Annotated in this window: 11 protein-coding genes; 8 read left to right on the forward strand and 3 right to left on the reverse strand. The window is 31.0% G+C overall.

All coding sequences use genetic code 11. The annotated features are described in order from the left end of the window. Positions 1-41: 41 nt before the first annotated feature. Positions 42-1,085 carry a rod shape-determining protein gene (locus JK145_RS00905; RefSeq protein WP_220664998.1) on the reverse strand — a complete coding sequence of 348 codons (1,044 nt, stop codon included), beginning with the start codon at positions 1,083-1,085 and terminating at the stop codon, positions 42-44. A 1,236-nt stretch (positions 1,086-2,321) separates the two neighbouring features. Between JK145_RS00905 and aroQ the strand changes: the two genes are divergently transcribed. Genes aroQ through accC form a run of 3 tightly spaced genes read left to right on the forward strand, consistent with a single transcriptional unit; the run spans position 2,322 to position 4,596 of the window. Continuing rightward, positions 2,322-2,774 (forward strand): type II 3-dehydroquinate dehydratase, encoded by a 453-nt coding sequence (gene aroQ, locus JK145_RS00910; protein WP_220664999.1) that lies wholly within the window; start codon positions 2,322-2,324, stop codon positions 2,772-2,774. Positions 2,775-2,794: 20 nt separating this feature from the next. Further along, on the forward strand, positions 2,795-3,244 hold the full coding sequence (gene accB, locus JK145_RS00915; protein WP_220665000.1) for an acetyl-CoA carboxylase biotin carboxyl carrier protein: 450 nt from the start codon (positions 2,795-2,797) through the stop codon (positions 3,242-3,244). Between the two features lie 11 nt (positions 3,245-3,255). Continuing rightward, positions 3,256-4,596, forward strand: coding sequence for an acetyl-CoA carboxylase biotin carboxylase subunit (gene accC / locus JK145_RS00920; RefSeq protein ID WP_220665001.1), 1,341 nt, complete (start codon positions 3,256-3,258; stop codon positions 4,594-4,596). Positions 4,597-5,962: 1,366 nt separating this feature from the next. On the opposite strand, the gene aroE is transcribed toward accC, so the two are convergent. After that, complete coding sequence (gene aroE, locus JK145_RS00925; protein WP_220665002.1) at positions 5,963-6,826, reverse strand: shikimate dehydrogenase; 864 nt, start codon at positions 6,824-6,826, stop codon at positions 5,963-5,965. A 9-nt stretch (positions 6,827-6,835) separates the two neighbouring features. Continuing rightward, a complete protein-coding gene (locus JK145_RS00930) occupies positions 6,836-7,405 on the reverse strand; it encodes a Sua5/YciO/YrdC/YwlC family protein (protein ID WP_220665003.1) in 570 nt (189 codons plus the stop codon). Between the two features lie 1,058 nt (positions 7,406-8,463). On the opposite strand from JK145_RS00930, the gene def reads away from it, so the two are divergent. The 5 genes from def to ubiB all read left to right on the forward strand — a co-directional run bounded on the left by def (position 8,464) and on the right by ubiB (position 15,509). Then, positions 8,464-8,991, forward strand: coding sequence for a peptide deformylase (gene def, locus JK145_RS00935; RefSeq protein ID WP_220665004.1), 528 nt, complete (start codon positions 8,464-8,466; stop codon positions 8,989-8,991). A gap of 7 nt (positions 8,992-8,998) precedes the next feature. Then, positions 8,999-9,949: a methionyl-tRNA formyltransferase gene (gene fmt / locus JK145_RS00940; RefSeq protein WP_220665005.1), complete on the forward strand. Its 951-nt coding sequence runs from the start codon at positions 8,999-9,001 to the stop codon at positions 9,947-9,949. Between the two features lie 994 nt (positions 9,950-10,943). Next, positions 10,944-12,419, forward strand: coding sequence for a DNA recombination protein RmuC (rmuC, locus tag JK145_RS00945; RefSeq protein WP_220665006.1), 1,476 nt, complete (start codon positions 10,944-10,946; stop codon positions 12,417-12,419). Between the two features lie 216 nt (positions 12,420-12,635). Beyond that, on the forward strand, positions 12,636-13,409 hold the full coding sequence (gene ubiE, locus JK145_RS00950; RefSeq protein WP_220665007.1) for a bifunctional demethylmenaquinone methyltransferase/2-methoxy-6-polyprenyl-1,4-benzoquinol methylase UbiE: 774 nt from the start codon (positions 12,636-12,638) through the stop codon (positions 13,407-13,409). Between the two features lie 504 nt (positions 13,410-13,913). Further along, positions 13,914-15,509 (forward strand): ubiquinone biosynthesis regulatory protein kinase UbiB, encoded by a 1,596-nt coding sequence (gene ubiB, locus JK145_RS00955; protein WP_370627585.1) that lies wholly within the window; start codon positions 13,914-13,916, stop codon positions 15,507-15,509. Positions 15,510-15,511: the final 2 nt, after the last annotated feature.

Raw genomic sequence — 15,511 nt, forward strand, 5'->3', positions numbered from 1 at the left:
AAGTGGCAGAGCTATACATATTATAATTAGCTTTAAGTAAATTATTCCTCGTTAAATAAATCACCTCCATGCATATCGATCATTTCCAAAGCTTTACCTCCTCCCCTGGCAACACATGTAAGTGGATCCTCTGCCACCACAACTGGAATTCCAGTTTCCTCCGTTAGTAAGCAATCAAGATTACGCAATAAAGCACCACCACCAGTTAGTACCATACCATGTTCGGAAATATCAGAAGCAAGTTCAGGCGGACATTGTTCCAATGCTGTCATTATTGCGCTTACGATTCCTGTTAATGGTTCCTGTAATGCTTCTAAAATCTCATTTGAATTAAGAGTAAAACTACGTGGAACACCTTCCGCTAAATTACGACCACGAACTTCAATTTCACGTTTTTCTTTCTCTGAATAAGCAGAACCAATACTATGTTTAATTCGTTCTGCCGTAGCTTCACCAATTAGCGAACCATAATTACGACGTACATAATTAATAATTGCTTCATCAAAACGATCTCCACCAATACGAACAGAAGAAGAGTATACTACGCCATTAAGTGAGATGACTGCTACTTCAGCGGTACCTCCCCCAATATCCACTACCATTGATCCAGTTGCTTCAGAAACAGGAAGACCAGCTCCAATAGCGGCAGCCATTGGCTCTTCGATTAAAAAAACTTTGCGCGCTCCAGCTCCTTGTGCGGACTCTCGAATAGCCCGTCTTTCTACTTGTGTTGCTCCTACTGGTACGCAAACTAGTACGCGTGGACTCGGTCGCATAAAACTATTATTATGAAGTTGCTTGATAAAATGCTGCAACATTTTTTCAGTGACAAAAAAATCAGCAATTACACCGTCCTTCATAGGTCGAATGGCTGCAATATTTCCAGGTGTACGTCCTAACATCTGTTTTGCTTCGTGACCAACAGCTACGACATTTTTTTGCAGACCAGTACGATTTTGACGAATAGCAACAACAGAGGGTTCGTTTAATACTATGCCTTGCCCTTTCACGTAAATAAGAGTATTAGCAGTACCTAAATCAATAGATAGGTCATTAGAAAAAATGCCACGAAATTTATTAAACATATTAAGTCCATAAAAGTAAGAGATATAAGAAAAAGTTCTTGTCTTTGGTAAGCTTTCTAGGAAATCTTCAATCAACGCAATTTTCTTTAAGACAAAAGTATTAAATCAAAATTTTTATAAAATCCATTATAATGCTAGAAAACATGATTTATGATGTTTTGTTTAAACTAAATTACATATTTATTTTTAAATTAAAATTTAAGTAATTACATTGCAATTTAACTACAGTTAAGTATTTTTAATCAATAAAACAGCATTTCTTTCTATTGTAGAATTGGGGGAACATGCCAGGAAATTATAATTTTTTATATCTTTCAAAAATTATCTATATTTTTTTCAAAAAATTTTTATTCATTATTTTTGAAAATAAATTCAATATAGAAATATAACGACAATTTCAAACGTAACTGATTTCTATAATTAGAAAAAATTACATAGAAAAAATACTATTAGGCAGTGTGATATGTAGTCATAAATCTCAATCTAAGAGCTAAACAGTTAATTACACTACTTACTTGTAACTTTTTCATTTAGTTTTTTCTTAAAACGACTCTTAGTTAAGCTGTAGTTTTTACTAAAAACACGGATACCGTACCTATTAGCATAAATATTTTTTCTTCCATAAAGAAATACCTTACAAAAATTTAATAGCGTGGTTATGCATGACTACTAGTATTTACTTATTATTGCGTATTTCGTAAATTGACTGGTTTTGTACAATAAACATTTTCTAATGAAAAAACTTTATCTAAATTTATCTTCTTTTCGATCGTCCTCTTACTTGCATATATCTGTATGTCATCATATTAATTTGTATAATCAATTATTTTACTTTTTTATCGTGATAATGACACCAACTAAGAACAGTTTTACATATAAATTCAATTTTATGTGTTTATTTTATAATATTTAATTTCTTAAAAATTAGTTTTAACAATACTGCGCTGGTTAATTTATAAAATTTTCTTTTAAAAAATCAGGCATCGAAAATTTAATTCACTCTTAATGACTATGAATTACCAACGTCATTCATTATGATTTTTTTCGAAAAATTATTTTTGCAGATGATTTATTTAAATGCTTAAAAATTTTTTAAGGAACTTTTTTGTACTTTCTCTTTTTAAGAAAGAAAAAAATTAATTTTTTGAAAAATTAAAAATAAATGGTGTTTTATTAATGAATTATTACTTAATTTCTCAATGAAATAACGATAGAATTAGTGGAGGTTTCCGCATAATGATTAATAAGTTCCGCGTTTTACTACTCAATGGACCAAATTTAAATTTACTTGGCTTACGTGAAGTAGAGAAATATGGTTGTATTTCACTTTCTAATCTTGTTAAAAATTTAAAATTATTAGCTAATAGCTTAGGAATAGAGCTTCATCATTTTCAGTCCAATGCAGAGCATGTGCTAATTGATCATATTCATCAAAATCGAGATAATACTGATTACATTATTATCAATCCAGCTGGATTTACTCATACTAGCATCGCTTTACGTGATGCATTATTAGCAGTAGATATTCCGTTTATTGAGATTCATCTTTCTAATGTATACGCGCGAGAAAAATTTCGTCATCATTCGTATCTATCTGATATTGCAGATGGTGTAATATTTGGATTCGGTACTGATGGATATGAATTTTCTTTGCAAAAGATAGCCAAATATTTGTCAACATCCAATTAAATTACAAGGTAACGCGAATTATGGATATTTGTAAGATCAAAAAGCTAATTGAGCTAGTAAAAGAATTTGATATTTCTGATCTAGAAATTTCTGAAGGCGAAAAATCAGTTCGTATTAATCGTTGTTATACAACACAATCAACTTATTCGTCGAATCAACGGACTTGTGTTCCATCAGCCAAGCAACCTTTATCAGCCTCTTTAATAAAAACTACTACTGCATTTGCAACTGTAAGTGATCATTTAGTACGATCTCCAATGGTAGGAACATTTTATCGAACTGCCAGTCCAGATGCAAAACCGTTTGTAGAAATTGGTCAAAAAGTTAATATTGGTGATACGCTTTGTGTTGTAGAAGCGATGAAAATGATGAATCAAATTCAGTCAGACAAAGCTGGTATAATAAAAGCCATTATTCCGAACAATGGACAGCCAGTTGAATTTGATGAGCCTCTGATCATTATTGAATGATGAGGCATAAAATGCTAGATAAAATTATCATCGCAAATCGTGGAGAAATTGCATTACGTATTCTCCGAGCATCTAAGGAGCTTGGAATTAAAACTGTAGCCGTACATTCTACTATTGATCGTAAATTAAAACACGTACTGCTAGCTGATGAAGCTATTTGTATTGGTCCAGCTCCTTCAAAAAAAAGTTATCTTAACATTCCTGCTATTATCTCTGCAGCAGAGATTACTGGTTCAGTAGCTATTCATCCTGGTTACGGATTTTTATCGGAAAATGCTGATTTTGCTGAACAGGTAGAACGTTCTGGTTTTGTTTTTGTTGGACCCCGCTCTGAAACCATTCGGTTAATGGGTGATAAAGTTTCCGCTATTAACATTATGAAAAAAGCTGGTGTTCCATGTATTCAGGGTTCTAACGGTCCTCTGAAAGAGGATATAGATAAAAATAGAGCTATTGCTAGCCGTATTAGTTATCCAGTAATTATTAAAGCCTCTGGAGGAGGGGGTGGACTCGGCATGCGTGTAGTGCGTAATGATCAAGAATTAAATTCTTTGATTTGTATAACTCGTGCCGAAGCAAAAGCTAATTTTGATAATGATTTAGTTTACATGGAAAAATATTTAGAAAATCCACGCCATATTGAAATTCAAATATTAGCAGATGGTCAAGGGAATGCCATTTATCTTTCTGAACGAGATTGCTCTATACAGCGCCGTCACCAGAAAGTGGTAGAAGAAGCTCCAGCGCCTGGTATTAAGGAAGAGTTGCGCCATTTAATTGGAAAGCGCTGCGTAAGGGCCTGTATTGAAATTGGTTATCGAGGTGCTGGTACATTTGAATTCCTATATGAAAATGGCGAATTTTTCTTTATTGAAATGAACACCCGTATTCAAGTAGAACATCCTGTTACTGAAATGGTAACAGGGGTAGATCTTGTTAAAGAACAATTGCGTATTGCTGATAGACAGCCTCTTTCATTGCATCAACATGATATAAAAGTATCTGGTTGTGCTATAGAGTGTCGTATTAACGCCGAAGATTCTATAAATTTTTTACCAAGTTCTGGTAAAATTACCAGATTCCATGCACCAGGTGGTTTGGGTGTACGCTGGGAATCACATATTTATACTGGTTATTCAGTGCCCTCTTATTACGATCCAATGATTGGAAAACTCATCTGTTTTGGTGAAACACGGGATATAGCGATCGCCCGTATGAAAAATGCTTTGGCAGAACTTATTATTGACGGTATTAAAACTAATATTAATTTACAATTAAAAATTATGAACAATAAAAATTTTCAACAAGGAGAAGTCGATACACATTTCCTAGAAAGGACACTAAAAATATAGAATTAAATTTTAGAAAAAAAGTGCTAAATATTAGTTATGTAGTTAATTTTATTCCAATGAATAACGTTAAATATATATGAATTATAAAAAATTGATACGAGGTTTACGTTTATCTAGCTTTCTTAAATCTGTTAAGATTTACTTCTTGAGTAAATATGTTTCTTATTTTCATGCTTAATTTATTCTTATTTATTCTGAAAGCAAATTTTATTTCGTTTTATACTATAAAAGTCAACTCAATCTAATTTTTTATTAATTTGACGGGAAGAAATGCATATAAGAACATCGTAAAAATGTTTTTTTAGTAAATTGCTATTTACTTATCCACAAAATTTTTTAAAGATTAAAATCTAAATTTCTTTACAAGAGAAGATTTTTTCAATAAAAAAACGCGATAAGCTATTTTAATTTAACCACTAGTTACATTTAGCTTAGATTGATTTATAAATTTTGATATAACAACTTATATATTCAATACATCGATAAAAATTTATAGCAATTAAAACAATCCACTTTCTTCTTTAAATGTAAATCAAATCTAAACATTTTGAATTAAATTAATTATTTAAATTGTTTATAACAGCTTAATTGTATTAATTGTACCGTAATATTACTAATTAAGCTTAATAAGTTTAAGCCAATCAAAATCTCATTCAATCAAGATAATCACTTGGTAATATTTCTATGAAAATTACTTTAAATAGACTTAATTTTTTATTAAAAAAACCAGTAATAGAACTGACAATTTTAAATCAAAATCTATAATCTTTTTCATTTTAATTGATTTCAGCTTAACGTCGCACATTATGATGCGAAAAATATCAGATGTTCATAGTGGTTGATATTGAAAAATTGATTTTTTAGTTCTAAAAAATCAATTTTAAAATTGAAAATGGTAGCAGTTTTGTAAAAATTTATTCAAAACTAGTATCATTTGATAGCAGGATCTCCTGCTCCACTCTTCTAAAGAGAAGAAACTTTCTTGATTTTTCTATTTATTGATTAATCAAGTTTCTTCTTTCAAAGAAGAATTCAATCCTATCTATTTTTTAGGGGTTATCTTGTTCATATAAATATGATTTATTCATCTTTTTATTAATTATTTATAATTTAGAGTAAAAGATTTTTGGATGTTATCAGAAAACTTTCTTTTCTTCTGAAAAGAAGAATATTAATTAATGATTGCAGTTATTATAATTCAAAAAAAATGCTTCAATGGGAGATTGTTTATCGTAAAGTGATTTAGTGTTATACAGTCCATCTTAATTTAACTATTAGTATTTTTATACATCAAAATAAGTTACCGTTCGTCAAAAAAATTTGAATCGCACTTAAAAAAATCTCATTTATCTAAGAATAACCTTCCTTATTTATAAATTGATTCCCTACGCAATATTTTCAGTACTGGCAACACGGAAGGAAGAATGCCGTGCCATAGTAAAAAAGACATAGCCGCCTGGTGCACTAGCATTCCAAGTCCATCCGAACAATGTAATGCACCATTTTGTCGTCCCCAAGTTATAAACGGCGTATCTCCCTTTTGATAAAACATATCGTAACAACATACTGAAGACGAAATCAGTGATGTTGATAGCAATGGTACTTGACCTTTTATGCCAGAGGAAGTTGCGTTAATAATTAGATCATAGTTTGGAGCTTTCAAATTTTCTATGGATAAAGCGTTAATGTAGCCTGCTTTACAATATGATTTGTAGGAAGATTGAATCAGTTTCAGAGCGCGAGAAAAAGTACGATTTGTCAGAGTTACTTTGCATCCATATCTTAGTAAATATGGAATTACTCCTCTTGCCGCACCTCCTGCTCCTACCAAAAGAACTCGGCTATTGTGATATATAAAATTAAGACGTTTTAGGTCAGTAATCAATCCAATTCCATCTGTATTATCTCCTAAAAGAGAACCATCGTTCTGTTTCTTAATAGTATTCACGGTTCCAGTTAGGGAGCTCACCTCAGTAAGTTGATCGCACAAGGAAAGTGCGTATTCTTTAAATGGTAAGGTAATGTTTGCTCCTAAACCACCTGAATCAAAAAATTGTTTAAGTGTTTTTGAAAAACTTTTTATAGTCGTTTGTATACAAACATACGGATAAGTTATACCAGTCTCATAAGAAAATAACGAATAAATACTCGGAGAGTAACTATGATGAATAGGATTACCAAAAACAGCAAATGCGTTTTTAATACCCTTTTTTATTTCATAATTATCCATTACAATTTATTATCCATATCGAATTAATTTACCACTCAAAGCATCACGTATTTCTGATGGATTTAATCGCCCTTCTACTTCTTCATTCATTACTAAAAAATTAGCGCCTAATTGTTTATATACTCCATTGACGTCGCGTGCTGGCTGGTAGCCAGTTAAATTAGCACTGGTAGATATTATTGGTTTGCCAAATGCAAGGCAAAGCTGTTTTATTGGGCCAAATGCACTAACACGTACCGCCAGAGAGGTATATCTACCAGTAAGCAAAGGAGATAAGGCTTTGCTAGCTGGTAAAACCCAAGTCACAGGCCCTGGCCAGCTAGAAAAAATTTTCTGTCTAGTAACAAAGTCTAACATGTCGTCATCGACATATTTTTTTAATTGAGAATAATGAGCGGCAACCAAAATAAATCCCTTTTCCCACGAGCGTTTTTTTAATTTTAACAACGCTTTAATTGCAGTAACACTATCAGGATCACAACCTAATCCAAAAACAGATTCTGTTGGATAAGCAATAATTTGCTTTTGATGAAGTGCTGTAATTAAATTAATTATTTCTTCGGATAAAATCCTGCTCATTAGAGTTTTTGATGGATTTCTATTTGAGAGAGTTAACTAAATTAAAAATTTAAATAGAATTATTCATTTTAATAAAAGAAACATATTTTAAAGTTACTAAATTTCAATTAATATACGTTGATATATTTAGTAATAAGACTATTTAAACTAAATCCCTCGTTGAGGAAATTATAAAATAAATAAAGATTAGGCTTGCAAATTAAAGCATGAAACAATCTAAAAGATTATAAATAATACGTACTTTCTTTTTTTTGCCAATTGGAATATAAACTATAAGAAAAGTTAAATTTGAAATATAAACTTTCTTATTAAGAATTAACCCCCAACATAATCCATGCTAAAGTATCTTGGTTAACTTGTCAAACTGAGTTTTATTCAAGTTTTGGCTTTTTAAGTAAGAAAAAATTACTTACTATTTTGATTTTCTACTGATAGGTAAGAAAATAAAAGATTTGTCTCATATAGCTTTTTAATAGAAGAACTACCTTATCTCTAACTTCTTAGAGCGGATAGCATTGGTTATATTACTTAAAATGATGAGTAGAAAAATTAAAGCAAAATTGACATGCAATCTTTTTTATTAAATTAAGACGCTTGATAGGCTATTAGCAATAGTATTTATACAAGAGATCTCTTTAGATAATATGGTTAAGGAGAAACCTTAATAAAAGTTAAAATTTAACTTAGTTGTTTTTGGCTGTTTTTAATTCACTATCATCTAGAACAACATATATTTTAGTAATGTAAACGGTCTTTTAATCTGTTAGTACAGAAAGTTATACTTGTAATTTATTTAGTATAAAGTTAGACATTATTAAGCATAATAGTTATTAATACATACTATGTTTAAGTTATTTAATTTCTTTATTGAGAATTGATATCACTAAGTATTACTTTTTAAGTTAATTTAATGTAAAAATATTAAATCTTTTAATCTGGAAAGAAATAGAAAATTTTTCTAATTGAATTTTTTTCAAAACAACTTATGCATAAGCATGCATTTATCAATGCATAACATTTTTATTATAAATAAAAGTTAAATTTTTTCTTAAACTTTCATGGCATTATTAAAGTTGTTATATTACCCTGATGAACGATTACGGGAAATCGCTAAACCTGTTATCAATATTAATGATGATATTCGCCTCATTGTAGATAATATGTTTGAAACTATGTATGCTAAAAATGGCATTGGTTTAGCAGCAATTCAAGTCGGCATTCAAAAACAAATAATTGTAATCGATATATCAGCAAATCAAAATGAACAACTCGTATTGATCAATCTTCGATTGTTAGAAACAAGCGGTCAAATACACATTGATGAAGGCTGTTTATCTATCCCAAATCAGTACGCTCTTGTTCCAAGAGCTAAAAAAATAAAAGTGCAAGCACAAGATCAATATGGTAATAATTTTGATCTGGAAGCAAGTGACTTATTAGCAATTTGTATCCAACACGAAATGGATCATTTAATTGGTAAACTTTTCATTGATTACCTTTCACCTTTAAAAAGAAAAATAATTCAACGAAAAGTGAAAAAATTTATACGCATAAATACAAATACAAAAACAATTAAAAAAATTTAGAGAACGCTTGTCTAATTTTCTACGCATTATTTTTGCTGGAACATCTAATTTTTCTGCCTGTTGCTTAAGCGCTTTAATTAACGCTAAGCATCAAATTGTTGGGGTATTTACCAAGCCAGACAAATCTATAGGATGCAGAAACCGTTTTTTGTCTAATCCAGTAAAACTTTTGGCTAATCAACATAATCTATTTGTATTTCAACCTACCTCTCTGTCCGGCTTAGAGAGTCAGAAGAATGTAGCAAAATTAGATGCCGATATTATGATAGTTGTAGCGTATGGGTTAATTCTTCCTCAATCTATATTGGAACTTCCAAAATTTGGATGTATAAATGTCCATGGATCCTTGTTGCCAAATTGGCGCGGAGCAGCACCAATTCAACGAGCATTATTGGCTGGAGACAATTTCACTGGTATCACTGTTATACAGATGGATACAGGAGTTGATACCGGTGCTATACTAAATAAAACTACTTGTATTATTGAACCTACTGATACCAGTTATTCATTATGTAACAAATTAGCCAAGATCGGGGCAAAGACGCTTTTGGCTACGATTAAAAAAATTACCGATGGTTGTGTTTTGCCAGAAGCGCAAGATAATTCACTAGCTACTTACGCAAAAAAAATTAGTAAAAAGGAAGCAAGACTTGATTGGTCGCTTCCTGCATCTCATCTTGAGCGTTGCATTCGCGCTTTTAATCCATGGCCAATTAGTTATTTTTTTTTCATGAATCAATCCATTAAAGTTTGGAGCTCTTTCGTTAAAGATGAAACAAAGTATTCATATATGCCAGGAACAATATTAGGGACAGACAATATTGGGATACATATTGCCACTGGCAAAGGAGTATTAACTATAACAAGACTGCAACCACCAGGAAAAAGAATAATGAAGGCTTATGATTTTCTTAACTCACGTCGCAAATGGTTTCTTACAGGAACCGTACTTCCTTAGATTAAATTAATATTGGTCTTATTCTTTATAATAGAAGTCCGTGCTAAGTAAGAAACAAAGAGATCTGTAAAAATATTCTACAATCTTATTCATAATTACTAATAAATGTCCAATCAACGCTAGATTGACTTTTCTTATTCTAAGAAGAATCCTATAGGAGGAAATAATATAAAAAGTCTTTTTTAAAGATTGGAATGACCGTATTTTTTAACTTATTAAAAATTTTTTACGATTAGTTTGTGGCAAATCTATCATTATTAATGCAATGAACTAATTCAATAGTTGAATAAAATTAGAAATTCTTTTATAAAGAAAAAAATGAATAGAATTCATATTAGCATGTATAATAAAAACGATCTGTTTCTTTATAGAGTTAATAAAAATTAAAAAATATAAAAATATATCCTAATTTAATTAGACTTTTAATGACAAATTAAATTAAACTAATCGCTATTAGGTAGCAGCAGATTTTCTTAAATTTCTTATAGAAGATTAATATTTTTTACTTTGAAAAGTTACTTATTATGATATCTAAAATAAAACCTATCAAAATTAATAAAGCGGAAAAAGTTTCTAATTTATCTTGATACTCTTTTAAAAAGATCTAAACTTAAAACCGAACCGGAAACTATCTTAAATACAATATTTAAAGATGGGTTAGATTGTCAATCAATACGTTATTACTAAAACAACAACTGCTTGTTTTCTCTTAAATTCTTGTTTTATTTTAAAACTGACCGATGTGTTATTTAACAATCAGGAACCATGTGCCTCCTGCTTAGATAAGCTTTTTCTTACATATGCGTTTATTTTAGCAATAAAAAGCTATCCTAACTGAGAAGAATATTTAATATGATGTTCTTGAGATCTATTTGTAATTCTAGTTTTAATTAAAAATTAAAAAATTAGCTAAAATATACTAGGTGTTTAAAATAATTTTCTTTCTTGACATATCTTTTTTAGTCATTAGCTAATAATATAGATCTAATAAAATATGAATGTTAGTCAATCATATAGTTTATGTATTACTTTAGGCTTTAGCGGAGTATTAATTGGCGTTGGAATAGGCTGGTTTTTTGCCAAAATTAAACTGAATCAAAATATACTAATACAACAGGAAAAACAGGTTAGCCTTGAAAAAGCTTTGCAAACAATGCACCTTGCTCTAAGGCAAGCAGAACTAATGAAACATCAAGGAGAATGTGAGCAACGCGATCTTTCTAGTCGATTAATTGTTGCTGAGGAACGCTTATCTTCTCTTTCCTATCTTCGTCAAGAATGTCGACAACTTAATCGAGAGTTACAGTTACAAAAAGAAATTAATAATAATCAAGAAATAAAACTGCGTGAGGTTATTACTCGTTTTGAAGAATCTAAATTGTCAGCCAAAGAAAAAGAAAATTATTTAATAAATAATGAGAAACATCTTTCAGAACATTTTGAAAATGTAGCTAATCGAATATTTTCTTATCATGGACAAAAAGTCGATGAACAAAATCAAAAAAGCCTTAATCAATTATTAATACCGTTGAGGGAGCAAATTGAAGGTTTCCGTCATCAAGTACAAAACAATCTCAGTCAAGAGGCGCGAGAACGTCATACATTAATCAATGAAATTCAAACGCTAAAACAACTCAATGCTAGCATCACTCAAGAAACCATTAATTTAACTCGTGCCCTTAAAGGGGATAATAAAATTCATGGAGATTGGGGTGAGGTAATTCTAAGTAAATTATTGGCATCCTCTGGATTACGAGAGGGACACGAGTTTGAAACTCAAGTTCAAACACAGCAAGAGGATGGTCATCGAAGACAACCTGATGTGATCATTCGTTTGCCAAAAGGCAAAGATGTTATAATCGACGCTAAAACATCATTAGTAGCATACGAACGCTATTTCAATAGTACTAATGATGCTGATCGCCAACTAGCTCTTATGGATCACATAAACTCAATTCGTATTCATATGAAAACTTTAGGTCGTAAAGATTACCACAAGTTGCCTGGGTTTCGTTCATTAGATTATGTATTAATGTTTGTACCGATTGAAACAGCATTTATGGTAGCAATTAATCAACAACCAGAACTAATAACCGAAGCACTAACACATAACATTATGTTAGTCAGTCCTACTACACTTTTAGTAGCGTTAAGAACGATAAATAATTTATGGCGATATGAATATCAAAGTAATAATGCTAAACATATTGCTGAGCGTGCATCGCGATTGTATGATAAGCTGCGGTTGTTTATTAATGATATTAATGATATTGGCCAATGCCTTGATAAAGCACAAAATAATTACCAACTAGCAAGGAATAAACTATTAGAAGGACGAGGTAATATTCTTCGTCAAGCAGAAGAATTTCACTCCCTTGGAGTGGAAATTAAAAGACCAATCACGTTTCCATCTAACACTTACGCTGTCTTATCATCGGAATCTGATCGTAACTATAGGAAAAAAAAATAAAAATAGGGATAGTAAATTAAGAAAAATATTACTGTTTTAGTAATAGACTAGGAGATATATTAGGGCATACGTCAAAAGGTTCGTTTTTTTTAAATCACGATGAGGCGTTTGTCTTCGAAGAACTTACTTCTTTAAAAAGACCGTTTATAGTAAAAACCATTAAGGTATATAGTGTTTTACTTAGAAAGTATAAACTTAATAGAACATAAACGTTAAATGAAATCTAAACATGATAAGAAACATATAACAACCCATTTTGGATATTCTACTGTTTTAAAGAGCGAAAAAACATTAATGGTTGCAGATATTTTTCATTCTGTTGCAAAAAAATATGATTTAATGAATGATTTAATGTCTTTCGGTTTACACCGAATCTGGAAGCGTACTTCTATCCGGTATAGCGGTGTCCGTTGTGGACAAACAGTATTAGATCTAGCAGGCGGTACTGGAGATTTAACAGCCAAAATTTCTCGTCTTGTTGGAAACGATGGAAGGGTAATATTAACAGATATTAATGATTCTATGCTAAAAGTTGGACGCGATAAACTTCGTAATCTTGGAATTATTAATAATGTTAGTTATATTCAAGCTAATGCCGAACAGTTACCATTTTCAGATAATACCTTTGATTGTATTATTATTTCATTTGGTCTTCGTAATGTAACTGAAATAGAGCAAGCATTAAATGCAATGTATCGCGTACTTAAACCTGGAGGTAGATTACTAATTCTTGAATTTTCTACTCCTTATCTTTTTAATCCATTAAAAAAAGCTTATTACCTTTACTCTTTTTATGTGTTACCATGTATTGGGAAAATGATAGCAAAAGATGCTAGAAGTTATCGTTACTTAGCTGAATCAATTCGTATACATCCCAATCAAGAAGAACTTAAATCAATGATGTCAGATGCTGGATTTAAAATTATTGAGTATTTCAACATGAGCGGAGGAATTGTAGCACTACATCGCGGCTATAAATTTTTGATTTAATTCATAAAGCAATTTTGTTTGTTGTTAGTGATTATTAGTGGGCTTTTAGATCATCAGGTTTATTTTGAACTACATGGCGAAAGCCTATTTTTTTACTGCTTGCTTAAGCAAAAAATTATTTATTACATAAAAAGAAATTTCTTCTTTAAGAATTCTTTAGTTTAAAATAATTAATTGCATTGATATCGGGTTGCAGTATTAAGTCTTATTTATTATATTTAGCTACAGATTTTTAGGTACATTAATCTCATTACATATTGGTTAACCGCTAATAATGATGGAGTAATTATAAAACTCTTAACAAGAGATAAGATATGCACTTAATAAATCATTATCGTTTTAGTTTGATAAGTTGAAATTAATCTATTAAATCTTCACCATTAAATAACTAACGATCACTATGACGGACTTTACGATCAACGAAAAATTTAGTGATCATCCAATTTGAAGGTTATAAAGATAGTGTTCAAAGCTAATCGTCGTCTCTATTTGATTATTCGTATTATGCTCAAATTTGGATTGGACGAACTTATTCCAAAAACGCGACTGACATTGTCGCTGCGATTAGGGCGTAGGTTTTTATTATTTTGGATACAAAATAATCATTCGGAATACATGCTAGGTGAACGTTTGCGATTAGCTTTGCAAGAATTAGGTCCAGTTTGGATCAAGTTTGGCCAAATGCTCTCTACAAGACGAGATCTATTTCCACCATCTATTTCTGATCAACTTGCAATATTGCAAGATCACGTAAAACCATTTGATGGTATGTTAGCACGTAAGTATATAGAACGTTCCATAGGAAAACCATTAGAAAGTTTATTTGATGGTTTTCAGCAAGAGCCGTTGGCGTCTGCTTCAATCGCTCAGGTTCATTCTGCTCAGCTAAAAAACGGAAAAGAAGTAGTAATCAAAGTTATTCGTCCGGATATTTTACCAATAATCAAAGCGGATATACAGTTAATGTATCGTTTGGCTAATTGGATCCCACGTTTATTACCAGATAGTCGACGTCTTCGACCGATCGAAGTAGTTCAGGAATATGAAAAAACATTGCTTGATGAGCTGAACTTATTGCGTGAAGCAGCCAATGCTATTCAATTAAGACACAACTTTGCTAATAGTCCAATGTTATATGTCCCAGAAATTTACTCAGATTACTGTAATGAAACCATGATAGTTATGGAACGTATATATGGTATACCAGTTAATGATATAGCCATGTTAGAGAAACAGGGAACAAATATGAAACTATTAGCAGAGCGAGGAGTACAGATTTTCTTTACTCAAATTTTTCGTGATAGTTTTTTTCATGGGGATATGCATCCTGGCAATATTTTTGTTAGTTTTGAACATCCGGAAAATCCAAAGTATATTGGTATTGATTATGGAATTGTTGGTTCGCTCAGTAAAGAAGATAAACGCTATTTAGCGGCAAATTTTATTGCCTTTTTTAATCGAGATTATCGAAAAGTAGCTGAATTGCACGTTGTATCCGGATGGGTACCTTCGAATACAAATATTGAAGACTTTGAGTCTGCTATTCGAACGGTATGTGGACCTATTTTTGAAAAACCGTTAGCAGAAATTTCCTTTGGTCACGTGTTGTTAGATTTATTCAATACCGCACGGCGGTTTAACATGGAAATACAACCTCAATTAGTTTTATTACAAAAAACGCTACTATATATTGAAGGCATCGGACGTCAAATTTATCCTCAATTAAATTTATGGGAAACAGCTAAACCTTTTCTGGAAGACTGGATTAAAGATCAAGTAAGTCTAAGGACTATTTTACAGACCTTAAAAGAAAAATCGCCTCTCTGGATAGAAAAGTTTCCTGAATTACCAGAACTTATTTATGAAAATTTTAAACAACAACATCTGTTTCAGAAAAGTATCGATCTTTTGACATTAAAAATTCAAACTTACTGCGAACGCCAGAACCAATTTCGTTTTCTATTTGGAATAGGCGCAATCTTACTATTTGGTGGTACAGTTTTGATAGAACAAAACATTTTCAATGGATCATCGTTTCCAGCTTGGATTATAGGAAGCGGAGTTGTAGTTTGGATTATCAGCTGGAAACGTACTACATGATA

The sequence above is a fragment of the Sodalis sp. CWE genome (assembly GCF_019646055.1).
GTDB lineage: Bacteria > Pseudomonadota > Gammaproteobacteria > Enterobacterales > Enterobacteriaceae > CWE.

Coding starts and splice junctions, on each gene's coding strand:
- JK145_RS00905 (WP_220664998.1), bottom strand. CDS start 1,085: ATGTTTAATAAATTTCGTGGCATTTTTTCTAATGACCTATCTATTGAT.
- aroQ (WP_220664999.1), top strand. CDS start 2,322: ATGATTAATAAGTTCCGCGTTTTACTACTCAATGGACCAAATTTAAAT.
- accB (WP_220665000.1), top strand. CDS start 2,795: ATGGATATTTGTAAGATCAAAAAGCTAATTGAGCTAGTAAAAGAATTT.
- accC (WP_220665001.1), top strand. CDS start 3,256: ATGCTAGATAAAATTATCATCGCAAATCGTGGAGAAATTGCATTACGT.
- aroE (WP_220665002.1), bottom strand. CDS start 6,826: ATGGATAATTATGAAATAAAAAAGGGTATTAAAAACGCATTTGCTGTT.
- JK145_RS00930 (WP_220665003.1), bottom strand. CDS start 7,405: ATGAGCAGGATTTTATCCGAAGAAATAATTAATTTAATTACAGCACTT.
- def (WP_220665004.1), top strand. CDS start 8,464: ATGGCATTATTAAAGTTGTTATATTACCCTGATGAACGATTACGGGAA.
- rmuC (WP_220665006.1), top strand. CDS start 10,944: ATGAATGTTAGTCAATCATATAGTTTATGTATTACTTTAGGCTTTAGC.
- ubiE (WP_220665007.1), top strand. CDS start 12,636: ATGAAATCTAAACATGATAAGAAACATATAACAACCCATTTTGGATAT.
- ubiB (WP_370627585.1), top strand. CDS start 13,914: ATGCTCAAATTTGGATTGGACGAACTTATTCCAAAAACGCGACTGACA.